Annotated in this window: 16 protein-coding genes; 7 read left to right on the forward strand and 9 right to left on the reverse strand. The window is 71.3% G+C overall.

Features of this window, described 5'->3' with window-relative positions:
• Positions 1-12 precede the first annotated feature (12 nt).
• Entirely contained in the window at positions 13-2,910 is a 2,898-nt protein-coding gene (locus ABZV00_RS09300) for a glycoside hydrolase family 9 protein (protein ID WP_355603383.1), read from the reverse strand.
• Positions 2,911-3,267: 357 nt separating this feature from the next.
• Between ABZV00_RS09300 and ABZV00_RS09305 the strand changes: the two genes are divergently transcribed.
• The 3 genes from ABZV00_RS09305 to ABZV00_RS09315 all read left to right on the forward strand — a co-directional run bounded on the left by ABZV00_RS09305 (position 3,268) and on the right by ABZV00_RS09315 (position 6,467).
• Positions 3,268-4,038, forward strand: a complete 771-nt coding sequence (locus ABZV00_RS09305; protein WP_355603386.1) for an LPXTG cell wall anchor domain-containing protein — start codon at positions 3,268-3,270, stop codon at positions 4,036-4,038.
• Positions 4,039-4,108: 70 nt separating this feature from the next.
• Positions 4,109-4,633, forward strand: a complete 525-nt coding sequence (locus ABZV00_RS09310) for an isochorismatase family protein (protein ID WP_355603389.1) — start codon at positions 4,109-4,111, stop codon at positions 4,631-4,633.
• 268 nt (positions 4,634-4,901) lie between these two features.
• Positions 4,902-6,467, forward strand: a complete 1,566-nt coding sequence (locus ABZV00_RS09315) for an aldehyde dehydrogenase family protein (protein WP_355603392.1) — start codon at positions 4,902-4,904, stop codon at positions 6,465-6,467.
• A 72-nt stretch (positions 6,468-6,539) separates the two neighbouring features.
• Here ABZV00_RS09315 and ABZV00_RS09320 read toward each other — a convergent pair whose 3' ends face one another.
• Both ABZV00_RS09320 and ABZV00_RS09325 read right to left on the reverse strand, forming a co-directional pair.
• On the reverse strand, positions 6,540-7,616 hold the full coding sequence (locus tag ABZV00_RS09320; protein ID WP_355603395.1) for a GNAT family N-acetyltransferase: 1,077 nt from the start codon (positions 7,614-7,616) through the stop codon (positions 6,540-6,542).
• Between the two features lie 89 nt (positions 7,617-7,705).
• Positions 7,706-8,410 (reverse strand): amino acid-binding protein, encoded by a 705-nt coding sequence (locus ABZV00_RS09325; protein ID WP_355603398.1) that lies wholly within the window; start codon positions 8,408-8,410, stop codon positions 7,706-7,708.
• 146 nt (positions 8,411-8,556) lie between these two features.
• Between ABZV00_RS09325 and ABZV00_RS09330 the strand changes: the two genes are divergently transcribed.
• From ABZV00_RS09330 to ABZV00_RS09340, 3 genes are all read left to right on the forward strand, one after another.
• Positions 8,557-9,636: a phosphotransferase family protein gene (locus tag ABZV00_RS09330; protein WP_328425049.1), complete on the forward strand. Its 1,080-nt coding sequence runs from the start codon at positions 8,557-8,559 to the stop codon at positions 9,634-9,636.
• Positions 9,636-10,856, forward strand: a complete 1,221-nt coding sequence (locus ABZV00_RS09335; protein WP_355603402.1) for an acyl-CoA dehydrogenase family protein — start codon at positions 9,636-9,638, stop codon at positions 10,854-10,856. The genes ABZV00_RS09330 and ABZV00_RS09335 overlap by 1 nt, the downstream gene beginning before the upstream one ends.
• Positions 10,857-11,361: 505 nt before the next feature.
• A complete protein-coding gene (locus ABZV00_RS09340) occupies positions 11,362-12,630 on the forward strand; it encodes an IS110 family transposase (RefSeq protein WP_355603405.1) in 1,269 nt (422 codons plus the stop codon).
• An 86-nt stretch (positions 12,631-12,716) separates the two neighbouring features.
• On the opposite strand, the gene ABZV00_RS09345 is transcribed toward ABZV00_RS09340, so the two are convergent.
• From ABZV00_RS09345 to ABZV00_RS09370, 6 genes are all read right to left on the reverse strand, one after another.
• Complete coding sequence (locus ABZV00_RS09345; protein WP_355603408.1) at positions 12,717-13,763, reverse strand: LacI family DNA-binding transcriptional regulator; 1,047 nt, start codon at positions 13,761-13,763, stop codon at positions 12,717-12,719.
• Between the two features lie 82 nt (positions 13,764-13,845).
• Positions 13,846-15,279, reverse strand: coding sequence for a GH1 family beta-glucosidase (locus tag ABZV00_RS09350; RefSeq protein WP_355603411.1), 1,434 nt, complete (start codon positions 15,277-15,279; stop codon positions 13,846-13,848).
• Positions 15,276-16,118, reverse strand: a complete 843-nt coding sequence (locus ABZV00_RS09355; RefSeq protein WP_355603414.1) for a carbohydrate ABC transporter permease — start codon at positions 16,116-16,118, stop codon at positions 15,276-15,278. The genes ABZV00_RS09350 and ABZV00_RS09355 overlap by 4 nt, the downstream gene beginning before the upstream one ends.
• Positions 16,119-16,128: 10 nt before the next feature.
• Positions 16,129-17,100 (reverse strand): sugar ABC transporter permease, encoded by a 972-nt coding sequence (locus tag ABZV00_RS09360; protein WP_355603417.1) that lies wholly within the window; start codon positions 17,098-17,100, stop codon positions 16,129-16,131.
• Between the two features lie 118 nt (positions 17,101-17,218).
• Entirely contained in the window at positions 17,219-18,508 is a 1,290-nt protein-coding gene (locus ABZV00_RS09365) for an extracellular solute-binding protein (protein WP_328425038.1), read from the reverse strand.
• A gap of 244 nt (positions 18,509-18,752) precedes the next feature.
• Positions 18,753-19,316: a plasmid pRiA4b ORF-3 family protein gene (locus ABZV00_RS09370; RefSeq protein WP_355603420.1), complete on the reverse strand. Its 564-nt coding sequence runs from the start codon at positions 19,314-19,316 to the stop codon at positions 18,753-18,755.
• Positions 19,317-19,467: 151 nt separating this feature from the next.
• Here ABZV00_RS09370 and ABZV00_RS09375 point away from each other — a divergent pair, with 151 nt between their 5' ends.
• Positions 19,468-20,214: a pyrimidine reductase family protein gene (locus tag ABZV00_RS09375; RefSeq protein WP_355603423.1), complete on the forward strand. Its 747-nt coding sequence runs from the start codon at positions 19,468-19,470 to the stop codon at positions 20,212-20,214.
• Positions 20,215-20,242: the final 28 nt, after the last annotated feature.

Consider the following 20,242-nt stretch of genomic DNA (forward strand, 5'->3'; position numbering starts at 1 on the left):
CCAAGATCTCGGTCAGGCGAGCGTGCAGGCGGTGCCGTTGACGGTGAAGGCGGTGGGTTTCGGGTTGCTGCCGGAGTGGGTGCCGTTGAAGCCGAAGCTCACCGACGCCCCCGGGGCCACGGTCCCGTTGTAGGAGAGGTTCGTCGCGGTCACCGCCGCGCCGGCCTGGCTGATCGTCGCCGACCAGCCCTGGCTGACGGTCTGCCCGCCGGGGAAGCTGAACCTCAGCGTCCAGCCGTTGATCGCGGTGGTGCCGGTGTTCGTGATCGTCACGGTGGCGGTGAAGCCGGTGCTCCAGTCGCTGGTGACGTACCCCACCGCGCAGGCACCGCCGGCTGGCGGAGGCGCGGTGGTCACGGCGACCGGCACGGACGCCGCGGAGGTGTTGCCGGCCGCGTCCACGGCCACCACGTAGAACTGGTACGCCGTGGAGGCGGTCAGCCCGGACACCGCCAGCGTGGCGGCGGTCGGCGAGCCGACCAGCGGGTCGGTGGTGCTGGCCTCCCGGTAGACCCGGTACCCGGTGACGCCGACGTTGTCGGTCGACGCCGGCCAGCTCAGGGTGAGCCCGGTGGCGGTGACGGCCGAGGCGACCGGGGTGCCGGGCGCGCTCGGCGCGGTGGTGTCGACGCTACCGGCCGGCGGCGTGGTCACGCTGAGTGTCGGCGAGGCGGCCGACGTGTTGCCAGCGCCGTCGCGGGCCACCACCGTGAACTGGTACGTCCGCTCCGGCAGCAGCGTCGAGACGGTCAGCGAGGTGCCGGTGACGGGCCGGATCACCACCACGTCGTTGCCGACCAGGAATTCGCGGACCTCGTACCCGGCCAGCCCACTACCGCCACTGTCCGTGGACGCCGCCCAGGTCAGGGTGACCGAGCGGGCCGTGAGGTTGGACGCGACGGGCTGGCCGGGCACGGTCGGAGCGGTCGTGTCCGGCGTGGCCGGTCCGGGCTCGTCGCCCCAGACCCGGGTGCCGCCCGAGTACAGCGGAACGCGCGCGTTGGGCCCGGCGGTGGCCTGGTACGACGGGTCGTTGGTGGGGTCCCAGGTGCCGCCCTCCGGCACCCCGATCTTGAACTGGACCTCCATCCGGTGCTGCGACTGGCCGGCCGGCGCGATGGTGTGCCCGGTGCAGTCCACCTCGACGTACCAGATGTCGCCGCTGAACTGCCGGGCAGTGGTCGGGGACGGGCAGCCCTGGGTGTAGCCGGCGGTGACCTGCACCGGCCCGGTGCCGTCGGGGCGGAAGTAGTACCGGAACCGGCCGTCGGTCAGGGCCCGGGCCGGGAACGCGGACTTGTTGTAGATGATCGCCTTCAGCCCGGTGGCCCGGGGCTCGGCCTGCATCACGGTGGTTTCCACGGTCAATTCGTCGAGGTCCGGCGTCTCGGCGACCGGGAAACCGGTGAGCGGATTGCCGCCGTACTCGGAGACCAGCCGGACCAGCGCGGAGGTGAAGCCGGCGTTGTAGTCGGTGGCCACCTCGTTCATCACGTAGTCCGACCGGCTGTCGGTGTACGCGTCGTTGGCCGCGGACGGGCCGCCGACCAGCGCGCCGTGGAGGGTGTGTCGGGTTTCGACGGGCACGCTCTGGCTGTCCCACCAGGAGCCGTGCGCGGTGCGGTGGTGCGGGTTGCGCGGCGCGTTGGCGCCGAACCCGATGACGTAGCTGGAGCTGCGCGGGTTGTCGCCCAGCGCATAGTTGATCTGCCGGACGGCGAAGTCGTGGTAGCGCGCCTTGCGGGTCGCGTCGGTGGTCCTGTCGCTGTAGACCAGCGCGGCGAAGGAGGTGTTGGCGGCGTACCGCAGTGCACCCCAGGAGTCGAGCACCGCCATCCCGCCGGGCGAGTAGGGCACCCGCTGGCCGTTCACGCCGACGGTCCAGTAGTCCAGCCAGCGGTTGGCGTCGTCGACGTACTTCTGCTTGCCGGTCAGGTTGGCCAGCAGCACGTACGCGCCGAACTGCTTGTTGTCCCAGGCGATGGTCCACTTGTAGGAGCGGGTGGTGGACTGGTTCTCGGTGCCGAGCTTGTCGTACTCACTCTCGGCCTTGGCCAGGTAGCTGGCCTCGCCGGTGGCCCGGTACAGCCAGATCGCGCCCCAGACCAGTTCGTCCTGCCAGCCGCTCCACGAGCGGTAGAAGCTGGTCGCATCGGTGATGCACTCGTGGTATGACTTCCGCACCGTGTCGGCGAAGGTGTAGAGCTGCCGGGCGTGCCCGAGCAGCCGGTCGGCGTAGGCCGCGTCGGTGGGCCGGAACACCATCGAGGAGGCGGCCATCGCGGCCGCCGTCTCCCCCGCCAGGTCCGCGCCGCCACAGCTCGCATCGATCTTGTACGCGGGCCGCGCCATTGGCAGCACCTCGGCGGGTCCCCACCACTTGTGGTCGTCGTCGCCCTTGCCGACCTGTCCGTAGAGGACGTTCGGCGCGGGGTGTGCCTTGATGAAGTAGTCGTTGACGTGGCGCAGGTTGTTCAGCAGGTGCGGCAACTGCCCGGAGGCCGTGTAGCCGCTGCGGTACTCGACCGCGCCCCAGGCGAGCATGGTGGCGCTGAACGCCATCGGGAAGCCGAACTTGACGTGGTCGCCGGCGTCGTACCAGCCGCCGGTGAGGTCCAGCCCCGCGTCGGCTCCGTCGGTGAGCGCACTGTCGCCACGCCAGGAGACCCGGTTCCAGTCGGGCAGCCGGCCGGACTGCTGCGCCTCGTAGAAGAGCAGCGACTTCTGCAACGCCTCGGCGTAGTTGAAGGCCGGCGCGGCGGACGCGGGCCCGGACGGGGGTGCGGCGACCGCGAGGGACAGCCCGGTGAGCAGGGCGACGCCGGCAGCCAGCAGCCGCCGCGGCCAGGGCTGGTCGACGACCGGCGATCGGCCGGGGTGGCCGGGGACCGGCCGGGTGGGGTGGCGCATGGCGGGCTCCTGTCGGAGGCGCCGCCGGCGGCCGCACCGACGCGGGACGGCGTCGAACGGCACGGCCACCGGCGACTGCGGGGTGGTGGAGTGACCATGAGCATCTATGGAAGCGCTCCCATGGATAAGCGACAATGTAATGTGGACACCGCCGGTTGGGAAGCCCGCCGAGTGCGCCGGCAGCGTCGCAGCGCACGTACGCGTTACCGCGACACGCGCTCGACGGCCGGGAAAGTCCGCCGGGATCCACCTCCTGTCCAGGACGTCGTCGCAGCTCAGGCCGATTGACCGATGCCGGTCGGGGATCCCGCGGATGGATCATGTGCCGTCCCCTCGGCCAATCTCGGAGGAATCCTCATGCCACAGCGTCGGCGCCTGGCGCGCGCGGCCGTCTGCACGGCCGCCGCCACGGCCGGTCTCGCCATCGGCTCGCCCGCCTGGGCGGTCGCCACGTCGATTTCGCTCAACCCGGCCCACGTGGGTTCGCAGGCGGGGACCTTCGCCAACCAGGAGTGTGGCGACGAACGGTTCGACGACCTTCCGGCCGGCTACGACGGGTGGCACTTCGTTCTCCCGCAGCAGGGGCGGGGCGACAGCAGCTTCGAGTCGCTGACCCTCACCTTCGCCAACAGCTCCACACCGGTCCAGGTGCGGGTGCCGGACAGCACCGACGCGTACCCGGACTACTTCTACAAGGCCGGCGACAAGGTGATGCACGCCTACGTCTTCACCCCGGCCGGCTGGACGCTGAGCGCCGGCACCGCCCAGATCACCGGCGGGGCCGACAAGTTCAACCTCAGCCACACGTGCGCCGGCACCGGCCAGTCGCCCAGCCCAAGCCCGTCGACCACCGCGTCGCCGACGCCGTCGACCTCCGTCTCCCCGTCGCAGTCCACGTCCCCCTCGCAGTCGACCTCGCCGTCGCAGTCGGTGTCGCCGTCGGACTCCGTCGCGCCGTCGGACTCGATCTCGCCGTCGCCGAGCACGGGTAGCGGCGGCGGCGAGGGCGGCCTGCCGAAGACCGGCGTCGCCGTCACCAGCATCGCGCTGGGCGGCGTCGCCCTCATCGGCGGCGGGGCGCTGCTGATGCTGCGCCGCCGTCGCGACCGGATCACCTTCACCAGCTGATCCCGCCGCAGTGCCGACCGGCCGCCGGAGCTCCTCCGGCGGCCGGTCGCGCCGTTGCTAGGGTCGGCCGATGAATGCCCTGGAACCATCCCGTACCGCCATCCTTCTGATCGACCTACAACGACAGATGGTCGACCAGGCCCTCGCCCCGCACTCCGGCGCCGAGGTGGTGGCCCGGTGCGTCGCGCTCGCCGACGCCGCACGCGCCGCCGGGGCGTTGGTCGTGGTGGTCCGGTTCGACCAGCCGGGCGTCGATCCACAGTCAGCCGGCAGCCAACTGGTGCCGGAGGTTGCGCCACACCCGGGCGACCTGGAGATCACCAAGCGCACCTGGGGCCCGTTCCAGGACACCGGCCTGGACGCGACGCTGCGCGAGCGGGGCGTCGACACGCTGGTGGTGGCCGGCGTGGCCACCAACTACGGGGTGGAACAGACCGCCCGGATCGGCTACGAGATCGGCTATCGGGTGGTGCTGCCGCAGGACGCGATGAGCGGCCTCCAGACGTCCGCGCACGAGTTCGCGGTGAACAACATCTTCCGCGCGCTGGGCACGGTCTGCACCACCGCCGAGGCGGTCGACGCACTGGGCGGTTGATCCGCTCCCGCCGTCGATCCGTACTGACGGGTAACCGGTCGACGGCGCCCGGGGGCTAGGTCACATCATCGATATTCGTTGATTTAACAGGGAACGTCTGCGCAGGTCGGACGGTTCGCCATCGAGCGAGCCGCCGGGCTGCGCGGACGCGACCGTGTCCAGCCAGACAAACGTACTGTTGCTGACCCGCTACCCGGCGCGAGACAGTACCGGTCACCAGTGGTGCCATCGACGCCGCCGCTCCCCGGACAACCCTGAGGAGAACGCGATGGCACTACGACTCGCCGAGGGCACCGCATGGTCCGACGTCCTCGCCCGCGCGGTGGCCGCCACCCCGGAGGCGTTCGGCGCCGAGATCGACGGCGTCACCACCCTGCACAACCTGGTCGAAGGCGACTGGCGGGCCATCGGCCGCCCCGCACCGGTCCGCACCCCGGTGGACAACACCGTCGTGGTCAACCTGCCCCGGCTCGACGCCGACACCGCCCGCGCCGCGGTCGCGCACGCCGCCGCCGCGCACCGGGCCTGGGCCCAGACCCCACTCGCCGAGCGCAAATCCCGGGTCACCGACGCGCTGGACGCGCTCACCGCCCACCGCGACCTGCTCGCGCTGCTGCTGGTCTGGGAGATCGGCAAGCCGTGGCGGCTGGCCTGCGCCGATGTGGACCGCGCGCTGGACGGCGTCCGCTGGTATGCAGGCGAGATCGACCGGATGCTCGCCGACGGCCGCGAACCGCTGCCCGGCCCGGTCAGCAACATCGCGTCGTGGAACTACCCGATGAGCGTCCTGGTGCACGCCGAGCTGGTCCAACTGCTGGCCGGCAACGCGGTCATCGCCAAGACCCCGTCACAGGGCGGCGCGGTCTGCCTGACCGTCGCGCACGCGCTGATGCGCCGGGCCGGGCTGCCCGCCACGCTGGTCTCCGGCGGCGGCGAGGAACTGTCCGAAGTGCTGGTCCGCGCGCCGGAGATCGGGGCGGTGGCGTTCGTCGGCGGGCGCTCCAACGGGGGCAAGGTGGCCGCCGCGCTGCTGGACAGCGACAAGCGGCACTTCATCGAGCAGGAGGGCCTCAACGCCTGGGGCATCTGGAACTTCTCCCAGTGGGACCTGCTCGCCACGCACCTGAAGAAGGGCTTCGAGTACGGCAAGCAGCGCTGCACCGCGTACCCCCGGTTCGTGGTGCAGCGCGACCTGGTCGACGAGTTCCTCGACATGTACCTGCCGGTGGTGCGCTCGGTCCGCTTCGGCCACCCGCTCGCCGTGGACGAGACCTGGCGGCCCGGCGACCCGCTGCCCGAGCTGGACTTCGGGCCGCTGATCAGCGCCGCCAAGGCCGACGAGCTGCACCGCAAGGTCGACGAGGCGGTCCGCGGCGGCGCGGTGCCGCTGCACCGGGGCAAGCTGACCGGCGCACCGTTCCTGCCCGAGCAGGACACCTCGGCGTACGTGGCGCCGTCGGTGCTGCTCGCCCCGCCCGGCCGGTCCCGGCTGATGCACGCCGAGCCGTTCGGGCCGGTCGACACGATCGTCGTGGTCGACACCACCGACGAACTGCTGGCCGCGATGAACGCCTCCAACGGCGCGCTGGTCGCGTCGCTGGCCTGCGACGACACCGACGAGGCCGGCAAGCTCGCGGTGGACCTCCAGGCGTTCAAGGTGGGCATCAACAAGCCGCGCTCGCGCGGCGACCGGGACGAGGCGTTCGGTGGCCGGGGCGCCTCCTGGAAGGGCGCGTTCGTCGGCGGCGACCTGCTGGTGCAGGCGGTCACCGTCGGCGGCGACAGCCGGCTTTACGGCAACTTCCCCGACTACAGCAGCTACCCCACCACCTGATCGAGGTGTGCGGAAGGGCCCCCTGGCGGCACGGCAGGGGGCCCGCTCGACACCGCGCTGGCGGAGTTCCTGCTATGCCCCGGGCGTCAGGAAGGTGCCCTTCCTTTCCACCGGAGCGGGGACGGCGAGTGGAACGGTGAGGGTGAGCAGGGCGCCGTCACGCTCGGCAACACTGGGCCGATCCAGCCGGCGCAGGGTCCGCAGCATCGGGGTGTTCTCGGCCTGGACGTGCAGCAGCAACGCCGCGTACCCGGCCCGGTCGGCGTGCCCGACCAGCCGGCGCAGCAGCGCCGAGCCCAGCCCTCGCCGCTGCCAGTCGTCGCGTACCAGCAACGCCACCTCGGCCTCGTCGCCCTCGCCGAGCAGGTTCGCCATCGCGACCACCGACTCCGCCACACCGTCGGAGGCAGGTGCCGAGGCGATCAGGGTCAGCCCTCGGCTCGGCTCCAGCAGCCGACGCAGTCGGGCCGGCTGCGGCAGCGCCGCCCCGCCCAGGTAGCGCCGGTGCCGGCTGCGCACTGAGCAACCCTCGTGCAGCTCCAGCACGCCCGCCACGTCATCCGCGCAGGCCGGCCGGACGGTCAGCTCGGCACCGTCAGGCAGCACCAGGGTGACCTGTTCGGCGGCCCGGCGCGCCACCGTGGCGGCCAACTCGACCAGGGCCTGCGCCCGCGCGTACTCCGCCGGAGTGAAGGCGGGCGCGGCCCGCCGCAGCGCGAACGAGCCGCCCGCCGGGTCGGCCAGCAGCATGCTGGCGCCGACGATCCCCCGGTCGAGGCCGATCGACGCGGGCCGCCAGCTGACCGAATCCGCACCGAGCAGGGTACGCAGCGCCTCGCCCGTCGCGTCGGGGTCGCGCACCAGCCGGTTGGCCAGCCCGAGCACCCGGGTGGGCTGGTCGGCCAGGCCGCGCGCCTCGCTGCGCGCCACCCAGCAGTCCCGGCCCCGACCCCGCTCGACGGCGGCGATCAGTTCGGCCTCGTCGAGCGCGTCCGGCGCGTCGACCAGGAAATCGTCCACCGCGCCGTGCTCGGTGGGTTGCACCTGCACGGTGAGGATGTTGACCCCGCGCAGCGCGAGGCTCGCCGTGAGAACCGACAGGTACCCCGGTCGGTCGTCCACGGTGGCTCGAATCCGCCACAACGTCATGGTTGGCTCCCTTCCCCGGTATGAGCCTCGCCTCCGGCTGTTGCCGCCCGGTTGCTCGCCGGTGACGTCCCGGGAACTCCTCGGGTTGCTCAGGGGCCAGCGACCACCGGAGGCGCGCCGACCAGGTCCAGCCGGTCACCGAGGATCACCGCGCTGGCCCGGACGAGCTGGGTGAGCCGGTCCACCTCGGTGCTGTGGAACGCGGCGGCGGAGAGGGTGTCGCTGTGCTCACGGGCCACCACCAGCACCAGGCCGGCCCGGCCGAACGGCGTGATCGCGTGGTGCGTGTCGTCGGGCGTGGTCACCGACCGGCCGCGCAGCGGGGTCACCTCCGGCAGCCGCAGCGGTACGGGAGCACGCCAGCTGGCGTGCTCGACGGTCGCCCCGCCGGCGCCTCCGGTCCGCGACGCCCAGTCCAGCGGCACCACGGCGGCAACGGCCCAGTCGGCCGCCAGCAGCCCGGGTACCGCGTCGACCAGGGTGGCCAGCCCGTCGGCGGGGTTCGCCGCGACCTGGGCCAGCAGCTCCGCGTCCTGGCCGGTGGTGGTGGGCGCGCCGATCGCCCGCCACACACCGTCCACCCGGACGCCCGGAATCGCCGCGAGGCCGGCCAGCAGCCGCTCCACCCGGGCCGCGCCCGGCCAGACCACCGTGAAGTCGTCCACCGCGCGCCCGCCGAGCCGCTCCAGGACCACCACCTGGACGATGTCCGCGCCGGATACGCCCAGCGTGCGGGCGACCTGGCCGAGGGTGCCCGGACGGTCCGGCAGGGTGACCCGAACTCGCAGCAACATGTCTGTCCCTCCGCTCGGCGGGCCGGCAGTGGCCGGCAGGGCTGGTCCCAGCCTGGTCCGTGACCATTTCGTCCCTGTTGCAGAGGCATGTCCCGAGGGCAAAATCCGACCTTGACAACGTGAGCCGGCTGCCATCAACTAGTCGGATGACCGATCCGGCCGTCGATGCGATCCGGCCGGGAGCCGTTCCGGCCTCGCCCGCCGGGCTGGACCTGGCTCGGCTCGCCGACTATCTGGCAGAGCACCGCCCCGAGTTGGCCGTCGGGCCGCTGCGGGCCCAACTGATCGCGGGCGGCAAGTCCAACCTCACCTACCTGCTGCGCCTCGGCGACCGCGAGGTCGTGCTGCGCCGGCCGCCGCTGGGGCACGTGCTGGCGACCGCCCACGACATGGCCCGCGAGTTCCGGGTCATCTCGGCGCTGGCGCCGACCGATGTGCCGGTGCCGGGTGCGCTGCTGCTCTGCACGGACCCGGAGGTGCTCGGCGCGCCGTTCTACCTGATGGAGCGGATGCCCGGCGAGGTGTTCCGCAACCGCCACCAGACCGACCCGCTGGGCGACGAGCGACGCCGGGCCCTCGCAATGGCGATGATGGACACCCTGGCCGCGCTGCACACCGTCGAGCCGGCCGCGGTCGGGCTGAGCGACTTCGGCCGTCCCGAGGGCTACCTGGCCCGGCAGGTCCGCCGCTGGGCCGGGCAGCTCGACCGCTCGCGCAGCCGCCCACTGCCCGGCATCGACGAGCTGCGCGACCTGCTCGCGGCGACCGCGCCCGAGGGTGCGAACGCGGGCCGGATCGTGCACGGCGACTACCGGCTGGACAATCTCCTCGCCTCGGCCGACCCGGTGGCAGTGCACGCGGTGCTCGACTGGGAGATGGCCACCCTCGGCGACCCGCTCGCCGACCTGGGGCTGCTACTGACGTACTGGAACGTGCTGGGCGACAGCGAGACGACCGCCGGCAATCCGGTCGCCGACGGGCTCGGCCCGCGCGCCGGCTTCCCCACCGGCGCCGAGTTGATCGACCGGTACGCCGGGCGCAGCGACGTCGACGTCGGGCCGCTGCACTGGCACGTGGCGCTCGGCTGTTTCAAGCTCGCGGTCATCTGCGAGGGCATCCATTACCGCCACACGCTCGGGCAGACGCTCGGCGAGGGCTTCGACCGGATCGGCGACATGGTGGCACCGCTGGTCGAACACGGGCTGACCGCCGCCAGGGAGCGGTGATGGATTTCTCGTACGACGCCCGGACCGAGGAGCTGCGCGACGAGCTGACCCGGTTCCTGACCGAGCACGTCTATCCAGCCGAGGCGGTGCACGCCGAGCAGGCGGTCGCCGGCGACCCGTGGTCGCGTACGCCGGTGCTGGCCGAGCTGAAGGCGGAGGCCCGCAAGCGCGGCCTGTGGAACCTCTTCCTGCCCGACCCGCGCTACGGCGCCGGCCTGACCAACCTCCAGTACGCCCCGCTCGCCGAGCTGACCGGGCGCAGCCCGCACCTGGCACCGGAGGCGGTCAACTGTGCGGCTCCGGACACCGGCAACATGGAACTGCTGGCCGAGTTCGGCTCGGACGCGCAGCGGGAGCGCTGGCTCATGCCGCTGCTGGAGGGCGAGATCCGCTCCGCGTTCTGCATGACCGAGCCGGACGTCGCGTCCTCCGACGCCACCAACATCGCCACCCGGATCACCCGCGACGGCGACGAGTACGTGATCAACGGGCGCAAGTGGTGGTCGTCCGGTGCGATGGACCCGCGCTGCGAGATCTTCATCGTGATGGGCAAGACCGACCCGGACGCCGACCGGCACCGCCAGCAGAGCATGGTGCTGGTCCCCCGGGACACCCCGGGGGTGACGGTGCGCCGGGGCATGACCGTCTTCGGCTACACCGACGGTTCCCATGGCGGGCACGCCGAGATCGACTTCACCGACGTCCGGGTGCCGGCGGAGAACCTGATCGGCGCCGAGGGCACCGGTTTCGCCATCGCCCAGGCCCGACTGGGCCCGGGCCGCATCCATCACTGCATGCGGATGATCGGGATGGCCGAGCGGGCGTTGGAGCTGCTCTGCCGGCGGGCCAACGAGCGGATCGCGTTCGGCCGGCCGCTGGCCGAGCAGGGCGTGGTCCGGGAGTGGATCGCCGAGTCACGGGTGCGCATCGAGCAGTCCCGGCTGCTGGTGCTCAAGACGGCCTGGCTGATGGACACCGTCGGCAACAAGGGCGCGCACACCGAGATCCAGGCCATCAAGATCGGCACGCCGGCGATGGCGGAGTGGGTGGTCGACAAGGCCATCCAGGGGTACGGCGGCGCCGGCGTCAGCCAGGACACGCCGCTGGCCGCCCTCTGGGCGCAGATCCGCACCCTGCGTTTGGCCGACGGCCCCGACGAGGTCCACCGCAACTCCCTGGCCAAGCGCGAACTCCGCCGCTGGACCCCCACCCCCGCCTGACCACGCCACCCACCGCACCCCGCACGCCGCACGCCGCACGCCGCACGCCGCACGCCGCACGCCGCACCCGATGATCGCGCTCGATCCAGGATGTAGTCCCCTCGCCCAAGCCCAACACCACTACATCCAGGATCGAGCGCGATCATGCGCGCTTCACCCGGTGATCATGAGGTTAGCGGTGCGTCGTGCCCGAATTGTCCCCGTCAACCTCATGATCACGCCGCGAGGGGGCGCGAGCGGGCGCGGGCGCGAGGGGGCGGGACCGGGGAGGCCGGGGGGTTAGTCCCTGTCGCCTCTGGCGAGGTGGCCCGTTCCGGGCTGAAAATCGTGTTGGTCGCCCGCTGACGTCGTATCTCCTTGGTCCGTACGAGGTCGTGGGTTAGTCGGACGCGGGCAGCCGCGTTATGGGCCCTTCACTGTTGCTGCGAGCACGCGAGTTAGATTCACCCGTTCTGTGGCTGCCGCGGGCGACCGTCCTTGCTGTTTGTGCTGCTAGGAGGGTGTAGTGCTGGAACGGGCGCACGACGAGGAAGAGATCATCACGCATGTCGCCGGCTTGGATATCGGTAAGGCATCGCTGGTGTGCTGCGCACGAGTGCCGGACGACGCTACTCCCGGGCGGCGGCTGCAGGAGGTGCGGACCTACCCGACGATGACCCGATCGTTGATCGGGCTGGCGGAACGCCTGGCCGTGCTGGGGGTGACCCGGGTGGTGATGGAAGCCACCAGTGACTACTGGAAGCCGGTGTTCTACCTGTTGGAAGCGCACGGCTTCGAGGTGTGGCTGGTCAACGCCCGCGACGTCAAGCATCTACCGGGCCGGCCGAAGACCGACAAGCTGGACGCGGTGTGGTTGTGCAAGGTCGCCGAACGGCAGATGATCCGGCCGAGTTTCGTGCCACCCTCGCCGATCCGGATGCTGCGGGACCTGACCCGCTACCGGGTCGATCTGATCGCCGAGGCCGGGGCGGAACGCAACCGGGCGGAGAAGCTGCTCGAAGACGCGCAGATCAAGCTGTCGGTCGTGGTCAGCGACCTGTTCGGCACGTCCGGGCGGGCGATGATGGCAGCGCTGATCGCCGGGCAGCGTGACCCTCACACGTTGGCCGAACTGGCCCGTTCCAGCCTGCGACGCAAGATCCCCGCGCTGCAGGAAGCCCTCACCGGCCACTTCACCGACCACCACGCGTTCCTGCTGGGCAAAATGATCGCCCGAGTCGAGGCGATCGAGGCCGACATCCGCGACGTCGACGCCCGGATCGAGGCGCAACTGGCCCCTTTCGCCCCGGCGGCGGCCCGGCTGCTTGACATCCCCGGGGTCGGCCCGGCCGCCGCTGCCGCGATCATCGCCGAGATCGGCGTGGACATGACCCGCTTCCCCACGCCAGCCCACCTGGCGGGCTGGGCCAAGTTCGCCCCCGGTGTCAAGGAGTCAGCCGGCCGCCGCAAAGGCAACGGATCAACCGGACACGGCAACCGCTACCTCGCCCGCGTCCTCGGGCAGATCGCGGTTTCCGCCGCCCGGACCAGCACGTTCCTCGGCGAACGATACCGGCGCATCGCCCGACGACGCGGCGCCAAACGCGCGATCGTCGCAGTCGGCCGCTCGGTCCTGACCATCATCTGGCACCTGCTATCCAACCCCGAAACCCGCTTCCACGACCTCGGAGCCGACTTCTACCTCACCCGCACCGACACCGAACGCCGCAAACGCAACCACATCCACCACCTCGAAGCCCTCGGCTACCGCGTCACCCTCGACCTCGCCGCATAACAGCCGCCCACCCAGCAAGAACCCATCCCGCTCCGCTTCGCTACGCGGGATGCTGCCGCGCGTCTACGTGCGGTTCGATTTTCGAGTTAGGCGGAGGCGCGGTGGACTAGTTGGGTGTCCAGGAGGATGTGGGGGGCTGGGAGGTCGTCGCCGCGGATGCGGGCGACCAGCAGCCGGGCCATCTGCCGGCCCATCTCCTCCACCGGCTGGAAGACCGTGGTCAGCGGCGGATCCGCCTGCCGGGAGATCGGCGCGTCGTCGAAGCCGATCACCGCGACGTCCTCGGGCACCCGCCGTCCGGCCTCGCGCAGGGTACGCAGCGCGCCGAACGCCATCAGGTCGGACGCGACGAAGACCGCGTCCAGGTCCGGGCAGGCATCCAGCAGCCGCCGCATGCCGGCCGCGCCGCTGCCCTCGCTGAAGTCGCCGTACGCGATCAGGTCGGGGTTGACGCCGGCCCCGGTGGCCTTGACCGCCTCGGTGTAGCCAACCAACCGGGCCAGGCCGGCGCCCATGTCCTGCGGCCCGGCGATGGTGGCGATCCGGCGCCGCCCCCGGCCGGCCAGGTACTCCACCGCCTGCCGCGCGCCGCCAACGTTGTCCACGTCGACGAACCAGGCCGCCTGGGCGCCCGGTTGCAGCATCCGGGCGGGCCGGCCGCCGAGGACGGCGGGCAGGCCGCGCTCCTCCAGCAGGGTCGGCAGCGGGTCGGAGTCGTGCAACGACAGCAGCAGTACGCCGTCGACGTGCTGGTTGGTCAGGTGGTGCTCGACCCGCTCCCGCTCCACCGGCGACTGGGCCATGGCCAGCCAGAGCTGCATCGGCGTCTCCAACAGCGCGGAGCTGATCCCCCGCACGATGCCGGCGAAGAACGGCTCGGTGAAGACCCGATCACCGGATTCGGACACCACCAGCGCGACGGAGTCGGTCCGCTGGGTGACCAGCGCGCGGGCGGCCCGGTTCGGCACGTACCCCAACTCGGCGATGGCCTGCTGGACCGCGGCCCGGGCCTCCGGGCTGACCTGGGGCGAGCCGTTGACCACGCGGGAGACCGTGCCCCGCCCGACGCCGGCGCGCGCCGCGACCGCATCGAGGGTCGGGCGCCCGAGCGACCGGGTGCGCTGCGTTGTCATCGTCTGCTCCTCCGACGGCGGGCGGACCCGGTGCCACCTGCGGGAGGTGGACACCAGGACCGCCCTGATGGCTGGCCCGAGCCTATTGTGCGGCCAGACCGTTGCGTCGGATCACCGAGGCGTACCACCTGGCACTGGACTTGGGGATGCGGACCTGGCTGTCGTAGTCGACATGGATCATGCCGAACCGCTTGGTGTAACCCCAGGCCCATTCGAAATTATCCATCAGCGACCAGGCGAAGTATCCGCGCAGGGGCACCCCGGCGTTGATCGCTTCGCGCGCGGCGCGCAGGTGGGCGTCGAAGTAGGCCAACCGGTCGACGTCGTCGACCTGCCCGTCGACCACCGTGTCGACGAACGCGGAGCCGTTCTCGGTGACGTAGAGCGGCAGGTCGGTGTACTCGTCGTGCACCCGGCGCAACGTCTCGGTCAGGCCCGGGGCGTCGATCTCCCAGTTCATGTCGGTGACCGGGACGCCGCGCGTGACGAACCGGACGTCCTCGCTACCCGGCCAGCAGGAGGGTGCCCGCCAGTACGGCTCCGGCTCCGCGCCCTCGACCGGGGCGGCGACCACGTGCCGGCTGTAGTAGTTGACCCCGACCACGTCCAGTGGCGTGGAGATGGTCGCCAGGTCCCCGTCGCGCACGTGGTCGAAGTCGGTCACCGTGCTCAGGTCGGCCACCAGGTCCGCCGGGTACGACCCGCGCAGCAGCGGGTCGAGGAAGAACCGGTTGGCCAGCGCGTCGATCCGCCGGGCCGCGTCCACGTCGGCGGGGGCGTCGCTGGCCGGGTCGACCGGGTACAGGTTGACCGTCACGCCCACCTCGGCGCTGGGCCGGGCGGTCCGCAGCGCCTGCACGGCCAGGCCGTGCCCGAGCATCAGGTGGTGTCCGGCGCGGACGGCGTCCGCGCCGTCGGAGCGGCCGGGGGCGTGCACGCCGGAGCCGTAGCCGAGGAACGCCGAGCACCACGGCTCGTTCAGCGTGGTCCAGTAGCGCACCCGGTCGCCGAGCGCGTCGGCGACCAGCGTCGTGTAGTCGGCGAAGCGGGCGGCGGTGTCCCGGGCCGGCCAGCCGCCGGCGTCCTCCAGCGGCTGCGGCAGGTCCCAGTGGTAGAGGGTGAGCCACGGCTCGATGTCGTGCGCCAGCAGCTCGTCGACGAGCCGCCGGTAGAAGTCCAGGCCCTGCGGGTTGGCCGCACCGGTGCCGCCGGGCTGCACCCGGGGCCAGGAGACCGAGAAACGGTACGACTTCAGGCCCAGCTCGGCCATCAGCGCGACGTCGCCGCGAAGCCGGTGGTAGTGGTCGCAGGCCACGTCGCCGGTGTGCCCGGCGAGCACCCGGCCGTCGGTGTGGCTGAAGGTGTCCCAGATCGACGGGGTACGGCCGTCCTCGGCCGCCGCCCCCTCGATCTGGTACGCCGCTGTCGCGGCCCCCCACAGGAAGCCGGGCGGAAAGGTCAGCCCGGGGCGCTCGTCGAGGACGCCGACGGCGGGCGGGCTGGCGGGGTTGCTCACGACTTGACGGCACCTTCCATGATCCCGCCGATGATCTGGCGGCCGAACACGATGAACACGATGACCAGCGGTACGGTACCGATCGCCGTGGCGGCGAACACCTGGGAGTAGTCGGTGTAGTAGGCGTACGACAGGAACGCCAGCGACACCTGCAGGGTGGGGTTCTCCGGGGTGAGCACCGCGTACGGCCACAGGTAGGAGTTCCACGTCTCCATGAAGGTGAGCAGGCCGAGCACGGCTGCGGCGGGCCGCAGCGCCGGCAGCACGATGTTCCAGTAGATCCGGAACGTGTTGGCCCCGTCGACTCGGCCGGCCTCGATCAGCTCGTCGGAGACCGCCTGGCTGGCGTACTGCCGCATCATGAACACGCCGAACGCGCTGACCAGGAACGGCACGGTCACCGCGTAGAGGGTGTCGTACCAGCCGAAATCCTGGATCATCCCCCAGAGCGGGATCAGACCGAGCTGGGTGGGGATCATCATGGTCACGATGATCGACAGCAGCAGGACGTTGCGGCCCCGGAAACGCAGCTTGGCGAACGCGAAGCCGGCCAGCGACCCGGTGATCACCACGGAGAGGGTGACCACCGACGAGACGATCAGCGAGTTGATCAGGCCGGTGACGAAGTTCGCCGCGTCGTTGTCGAGCACCCGGCCGAAGTTGTCGCCGAACGAGTCGCCGGGCGTCATCGGCGGCGGCACGTCGTTGATGGCGTCCAGGCTGCGGGTGGCGATGACGATCATGTAGTAGAAGGGATAGATCGAGAAGAGCACCGCGAGCACGAGTGCGCAGTAGGTCAGCGGGCTGGTGCGCCAGAGGCGCTGGGAGGCGGAGTTCACGGCTGTCTCCTCACTTCACCGAGCGGCGGACGAGCAGGAAGTTGAGCAGCGAGAACAGCGCGATCATGATGAACATCGCCCAGGCCACGGCGGCGCCGTACCCCGCCGTGTTCAGGTTCTCGATGCCGAGCTCGTACATGTACATGGCCAGCGTCTGGAACTCCCGCTGGTCGCCACCGGTGATGTTGCCGTTGGCGAAGACCAGCGGCTCGGTGAAGAGCTGCAGTCCGCCGATGGTCGACAGGATCACCACGAAGACGAAGGTCGGGGTGAGCATCGGCAGGGTGATCCGCCAGAACTGCTTCCACTGGTTGGCCCCGTCGATCGACGCGGCCTCGTACAGGTCGCGCGGGATGGCCTGCATGCCGGCCAGCAGGATCAGCGTGTTGTAGCCGGTCCACCGCCAGTTGACCATCGACGCGACGGCGGTCCAGGAGCTCCAGCGTTGCGCGTCCCAGTCCACCGGGTCGATGCCGACCATGCCGAGCAGCCAGTTGAACACGCCGAAGTCGCGTTGGAAGAGCATCCCGAACACGATGGCCACCGCGGCGACCGAGACCACGTTCGGCATGAAGATCGCCATCCGGAACACCGTCCGGGCGCGCAGGAAGGTCCGGTTCAGCAGGTTCGCCAGGAAGAGGGCGAGCAGTAGCTGCGGGACGGTGGAGAGCAGGAAGATGCCGAAGGTGTTGACCGTGGCGTTCCAGAAGTACTCGTCGGTGACGAGTGCGGTGTAGTTGTCGAACCCGATGAAGGTGTGGTCACCGACCAGGTTCCAGTCGTGCAGCGACATCCAGGCGGTCCGCAGCATCGGGTAGAACCCGAAGACGCCGAAGATCACGAAGAATGGCGCGATGTAGAGGTACGGCGAGAACTTCAGGTCCAGGCGGGTCAGCGAGTGCGCGCGGGACCGGCGCGGGGTGGACGGGTCAGGGGGCGGCGCGGCGGGAGGCGGCGGCGCCGTCGTGGCCGGCAGGCTCATGGGATTTCCTTTCCCGGCGCCGGGAGGCCGGCGCTGCGGGGTGGCACGCGGAACAGGACGCCACCGGTGGCGTCCGGACGGCTGCCCGGACGCCACCGCTGTGGAGAGGAATCAGAGGTCAGAAGGCGCCCTGGGTCTTGGCGTCCTTGGCGAACTGCTCCCAGGCCTTGTCCTTCGCGGCCTGCCCGCTCTCGTACGACCGCAGTGCCGGCTCGAAGGCGTTCTCCTTGATGCCCTGGTGCTTCGGGCCGAGGTGCAGCGGCTGGATCTTCGCCACGCTGTCCCCGAAGATCTTGCCGGTCGGGGCGTTGTTGAAGTACTCGTTGGTGTAGGCGAGGAAGTCCGGGTTCTTCAGCGCCTCAAGGTTGGTCGGCAGTGGGCCCTTGAGCTTGAACGCCGCCACCTGGTTCTGGGCGTTGGTGAGGTACTCGGCGAGCTTCGCCGCCTCCTTCTGGTACTTGCTCTGCTCCGGCACGGCGAGCCAGGAGCCGCCCCAGTTGCCCGCGCCGCCGGGGACCGCCGCCACGTCCCACTTGCCCTTGTTCTCCGGTCCGGAGTTCTCCTGGACGATGCCGAGCATCCAGGACGGGCAGAAGGTCGCCGCGAAGGTGCCCTGCTTGAAACCGGCCGACCACTCCGGCGACCAGGTCGCCGTCTTCGCGGAGATGTTGGCGTCCGCCATGGCGACACCGGTGTCCCAGGCCGCCTTGACCGACGAGCTGGTCTCGGCGACGACGTTGTCCTCCTTGTCGTAGAACAGGTCACCGCCCTTCTGGAACATCACGGCGCTGGAGGCGGTGGTGACCGAGTCGAGCATCCCCTTGCCGGTGGCCGCGCGGTACTTCTTGCCGGTCTCGATGAAGCCGTTCCAGTCCGGCCAGAGGGCGGCGACCTGGTCCCGCTCGGTGGGCAGCTTGGCGGCCTCGAACAGGTCCCGGCGGTAGCAGACCGCGAGGCTGCCGACGTCGGTGGGCAGGCCGATCAGCCGGCCGTCCGGCGCCTTGCCCAGCTCGTACTTCCAGGGCAGGTAGTCCTTGCTGTGGTCGGCGACCAGCGGAGCGAGGTCGGCCCAGTTGGCCGGGTTGGCCTTGAACTCGTTGAGGATGCCCTCTTCGAGCGCGATGACGTCGGAGGCGCCCTTGCCGGTGGCCAGCGCGCGGACGATCTTCGGGCGGTACTCGTTGAGCTGGGCGGTCTTGCGCAGCTCGACCTTGATCCCGGTGTCCTTCTCGTACTGCTTGACGATCTCGTCGTAGCCGAATTCGCCGAAGGTGTCGACGACCAGCTTTGCCGGCTTCTCGCCGGCCGCCGGCTCGTCGTCGTTGCCGCAGGCCGCGAGACCGCCGATTGCGGTGATCGCGGCCAGGGCAGCGGCCGCCAGGCGGGTACGCCGCGTGGTGACACTCATTCGCTGACCCCTCTTTCCGGTGGTGAGGCTGGGTGGGTGTGGTGGGGGGTGCTTGCCACGCCGGATCCGGGGAGCGTGGGTGACCCACGACACTCCCGGGAGCGCTCCCATGAGATTGCCGGCGGGTAACGGGGGTGTCAATAGGTCGATGGGAGCGTTCCCAGATCGTTACCGCCACCGGCCCGCCAGGCGCCTCACCCCACAGTGGGCGGCGCGGCAGGAGCGAGCGGTGGGTGGCGCGACGTCAGCAGAAGCGGCGCAGGAGGGTGTTGGTGCGGCTGGCGTCGAAGCGGGAGGGGTCGAACGTGGAGCCTGCCCAGTCGCGCAGCATCGCCTGCTGTGGGTCGTCGAGGTCCGCCGGATCGCCCTGCTCGGCCAGCGCGACCAGCAGCGCGCGGTAGCCCAGCGGCCCGCCGATACCCTCCGGTGGGCAGGCCCGCTCGCCGTCGAGACAGATCGGGTACCGCTCATCGGGGTCGGCGGTCAGCGCGTCCTCGACCACCAGGTCGTGCTCCCACCAGTCCCCGAAGTCGTAGGTGTAGGAGAACCGACTGCCCTTGCCGAGGACCGCGTCCAGCCGAACGTCCAGCTCGTCGTGCAGCGCCAACTCCCCGTCCGGGTCGGGTTCGCCGTACTGCACAGCGTCGATCTCGAACGAGTGCAGGTGGCAGTCGCGCCAGCCCATCGCGTGCTGGACCACCCGATGCAGTCGGTCCAACGTGTAGCCGGCCGGGACGAGCACCCGGCGCCACACCGGCGGGCGTACGCCGGCGAGGGACATCTTCAGCTGAAAGATCTGACGCGGCATGCTGTCCCTGTCCTCCCGCGGCTTAGGCTTCGAGCATGATCTGCCGAGCGTGCCGGGCCCGGCGACACGACGAATGCCCGGGCCGGAACTGGTGCGACTGTCAGCACCGTACCGCCCGACCGACCCCTCCGGTCACTGGTCCGGCCAGCGAATGACCGTCGGAATCCCGATCCGACGGCTCTGGCCCGAGCCGTCCGAGCTGCCGCTCGACGACGCCGCTCTGACCACGCTCTACGGCCGCGCCGACCGGCCCCGGCTGCGGGTCAACTTCGTCTCCAGCCTGGACGGCGCGGTCTCCGTGGACGGCTACTCCGCCGGGCTCTCCGGCGAGCCGGACAAGCGGGTCTTCGGGCTGCTGCGGATGCTCTGCGACGCGCTGGTGGTGGCCGCCGGCACGCTCCGGCACGAGGGCTACCGGGCGGTTCGGCTCGACGAGCGCCGCCGCGCCTGGCGCCGCGCGAACGGGCTGGCCGAGTACCCGACGCTGGTGGTCGTCTCCGGCACGCTCGACCTGGACCCCGCGCAGGCCGCCCTCGCCGACGCGCCGGTACGCCCGATCGTGCTCACCCACGCCGGCGCCGACCCGCCGCCCGGTCTCACCGACGTCGCCGACGTGCTGCCCTTCGGCGCGGACCGGGTCGACCTGGCCGCCGGGCTCGACGAGCTGCACCGGCGTGGGCTGTCCCAACTGCTCTGCGAGGGTGGCCCGCACCTGTTCGGCGCGCTCACCGCCGCCGACCTGATCGACGAGCTGTGCCTCACCGTGTCGCCGCTGCTCGCCGGCCCGGGCCCGGGTCGGATCACCGCCGGCGCCGCCACGCCGCCCCGGCAGCTGCCGCTGCGGCACGTACTCGCCGCCGACGACGGCGTCCTCATGCTCCGCCACGCCCGCCCGTAACAGCCGACACCGCGACGGGCCGTCGCCG

It is taken from the genome of Micromonospora sp. NPDC005173 (genome assembly GCF_040608515.1).
GTDB lineage: Bacteria > Actinomycetota > Actinomycetes > Mycobacteriales > Micromonosporaceae > Micromonospora.

Bases quoted from the DNA above. Each gene is read 5' to 3' on its own strand.
- ABZV00_RS09300 (WP_355603383.1), bottom strand. From the start codon at position 2,910: ATGCGCCACCCCACCCGGCCGGTCCCCGGCCACCCCGGCCGATCGCCG.
- ABZV00_RS09305 (WP_355603386.1), top strand. From the start codon at position 3,268: ATGCCACAGCGTCGGCGCCTGGCGCGCGCGGCCGTCTGCACGGCCGCC.
- ABZV00_RS09310 (WP_355603389.1), top strand. From the start codon at position 4,109: ATGAATGCCCTGGAACCATCCCGTACCGCCATCCTTCTGATCGACCTA.
- ABZV00_RS09315 (WP_355603392.1), top strand. From the start codon at position 4,902: ATGGCACTACGACTCGCCGAGGGCACCGCATGGTCCGACGTCCTCGCC.
- ABZV00_RS09320 (WP_355603395.1), bottom strand. From the start codon at position 7,616: ATGACGTTGTGGCGGATTCGAGCCACCGTGGACGACCGACCGGGGTAC.
- ABZV00_RS09325 (WP_355603398.1), bottom strand. From the start codon at position 8,410: ATGTTGCTGCGAGTTCGGGTCACCCTGCCGGACCGTCCGGGCACCCTC.
- ABZV00_RS09330 (WP_328425049.1), top strand. From the start codon at position 8,557: ATGACCGATCCGGCCGTCGATGCGATCCGGCCGGGAGCCGTTCCGGCC.
- ABZV00_RS09335 (WP_355603402.1), top strand. From the start codon at position 9,636: ATGGATTTCTCGTACGACGCCCGGACCGAGGAGCTGCGCGACGAGCTG.
- ABZV00_RS09345 (WP_355603408.1), bottom strand. From the start codon at position 13,763: ATGACAACGCAGCGCACCCGGTCGCTCGGGCGCCCGACCCTCGATGCG.
- ABZV00_RS09360 (WP_355603417.1), bottom strand. From the start codon at position 17,100: ATGAGCCTGCCGGCCACGACGGCGCCGCCGCCTCCCGCCGCGCCGCCC.
- ABZV00_RS09365 (WP_328425038.1), bottom strand. From the start codon at position 18,508: ATGAGTGTCACCACGCGGCGTACCCGCCTGGCGGCCGCTGCCCTGGCC.
- ABZV00_RS09370 (WP_355603420.1), bottom strand. From the start codon at position 19,316: ATGCCGCGTCAGATCTTTCAGCTGAAGATGTCCCTCGCCGGCGTACGC.
- ABZV00_RS09375 (WP_355603423.1), top strand. From the start codon at position 19,468: ATGACCGTCGGAATCCCGATCCGACGGCTCTGGCCCGAGCCGTCCGAG.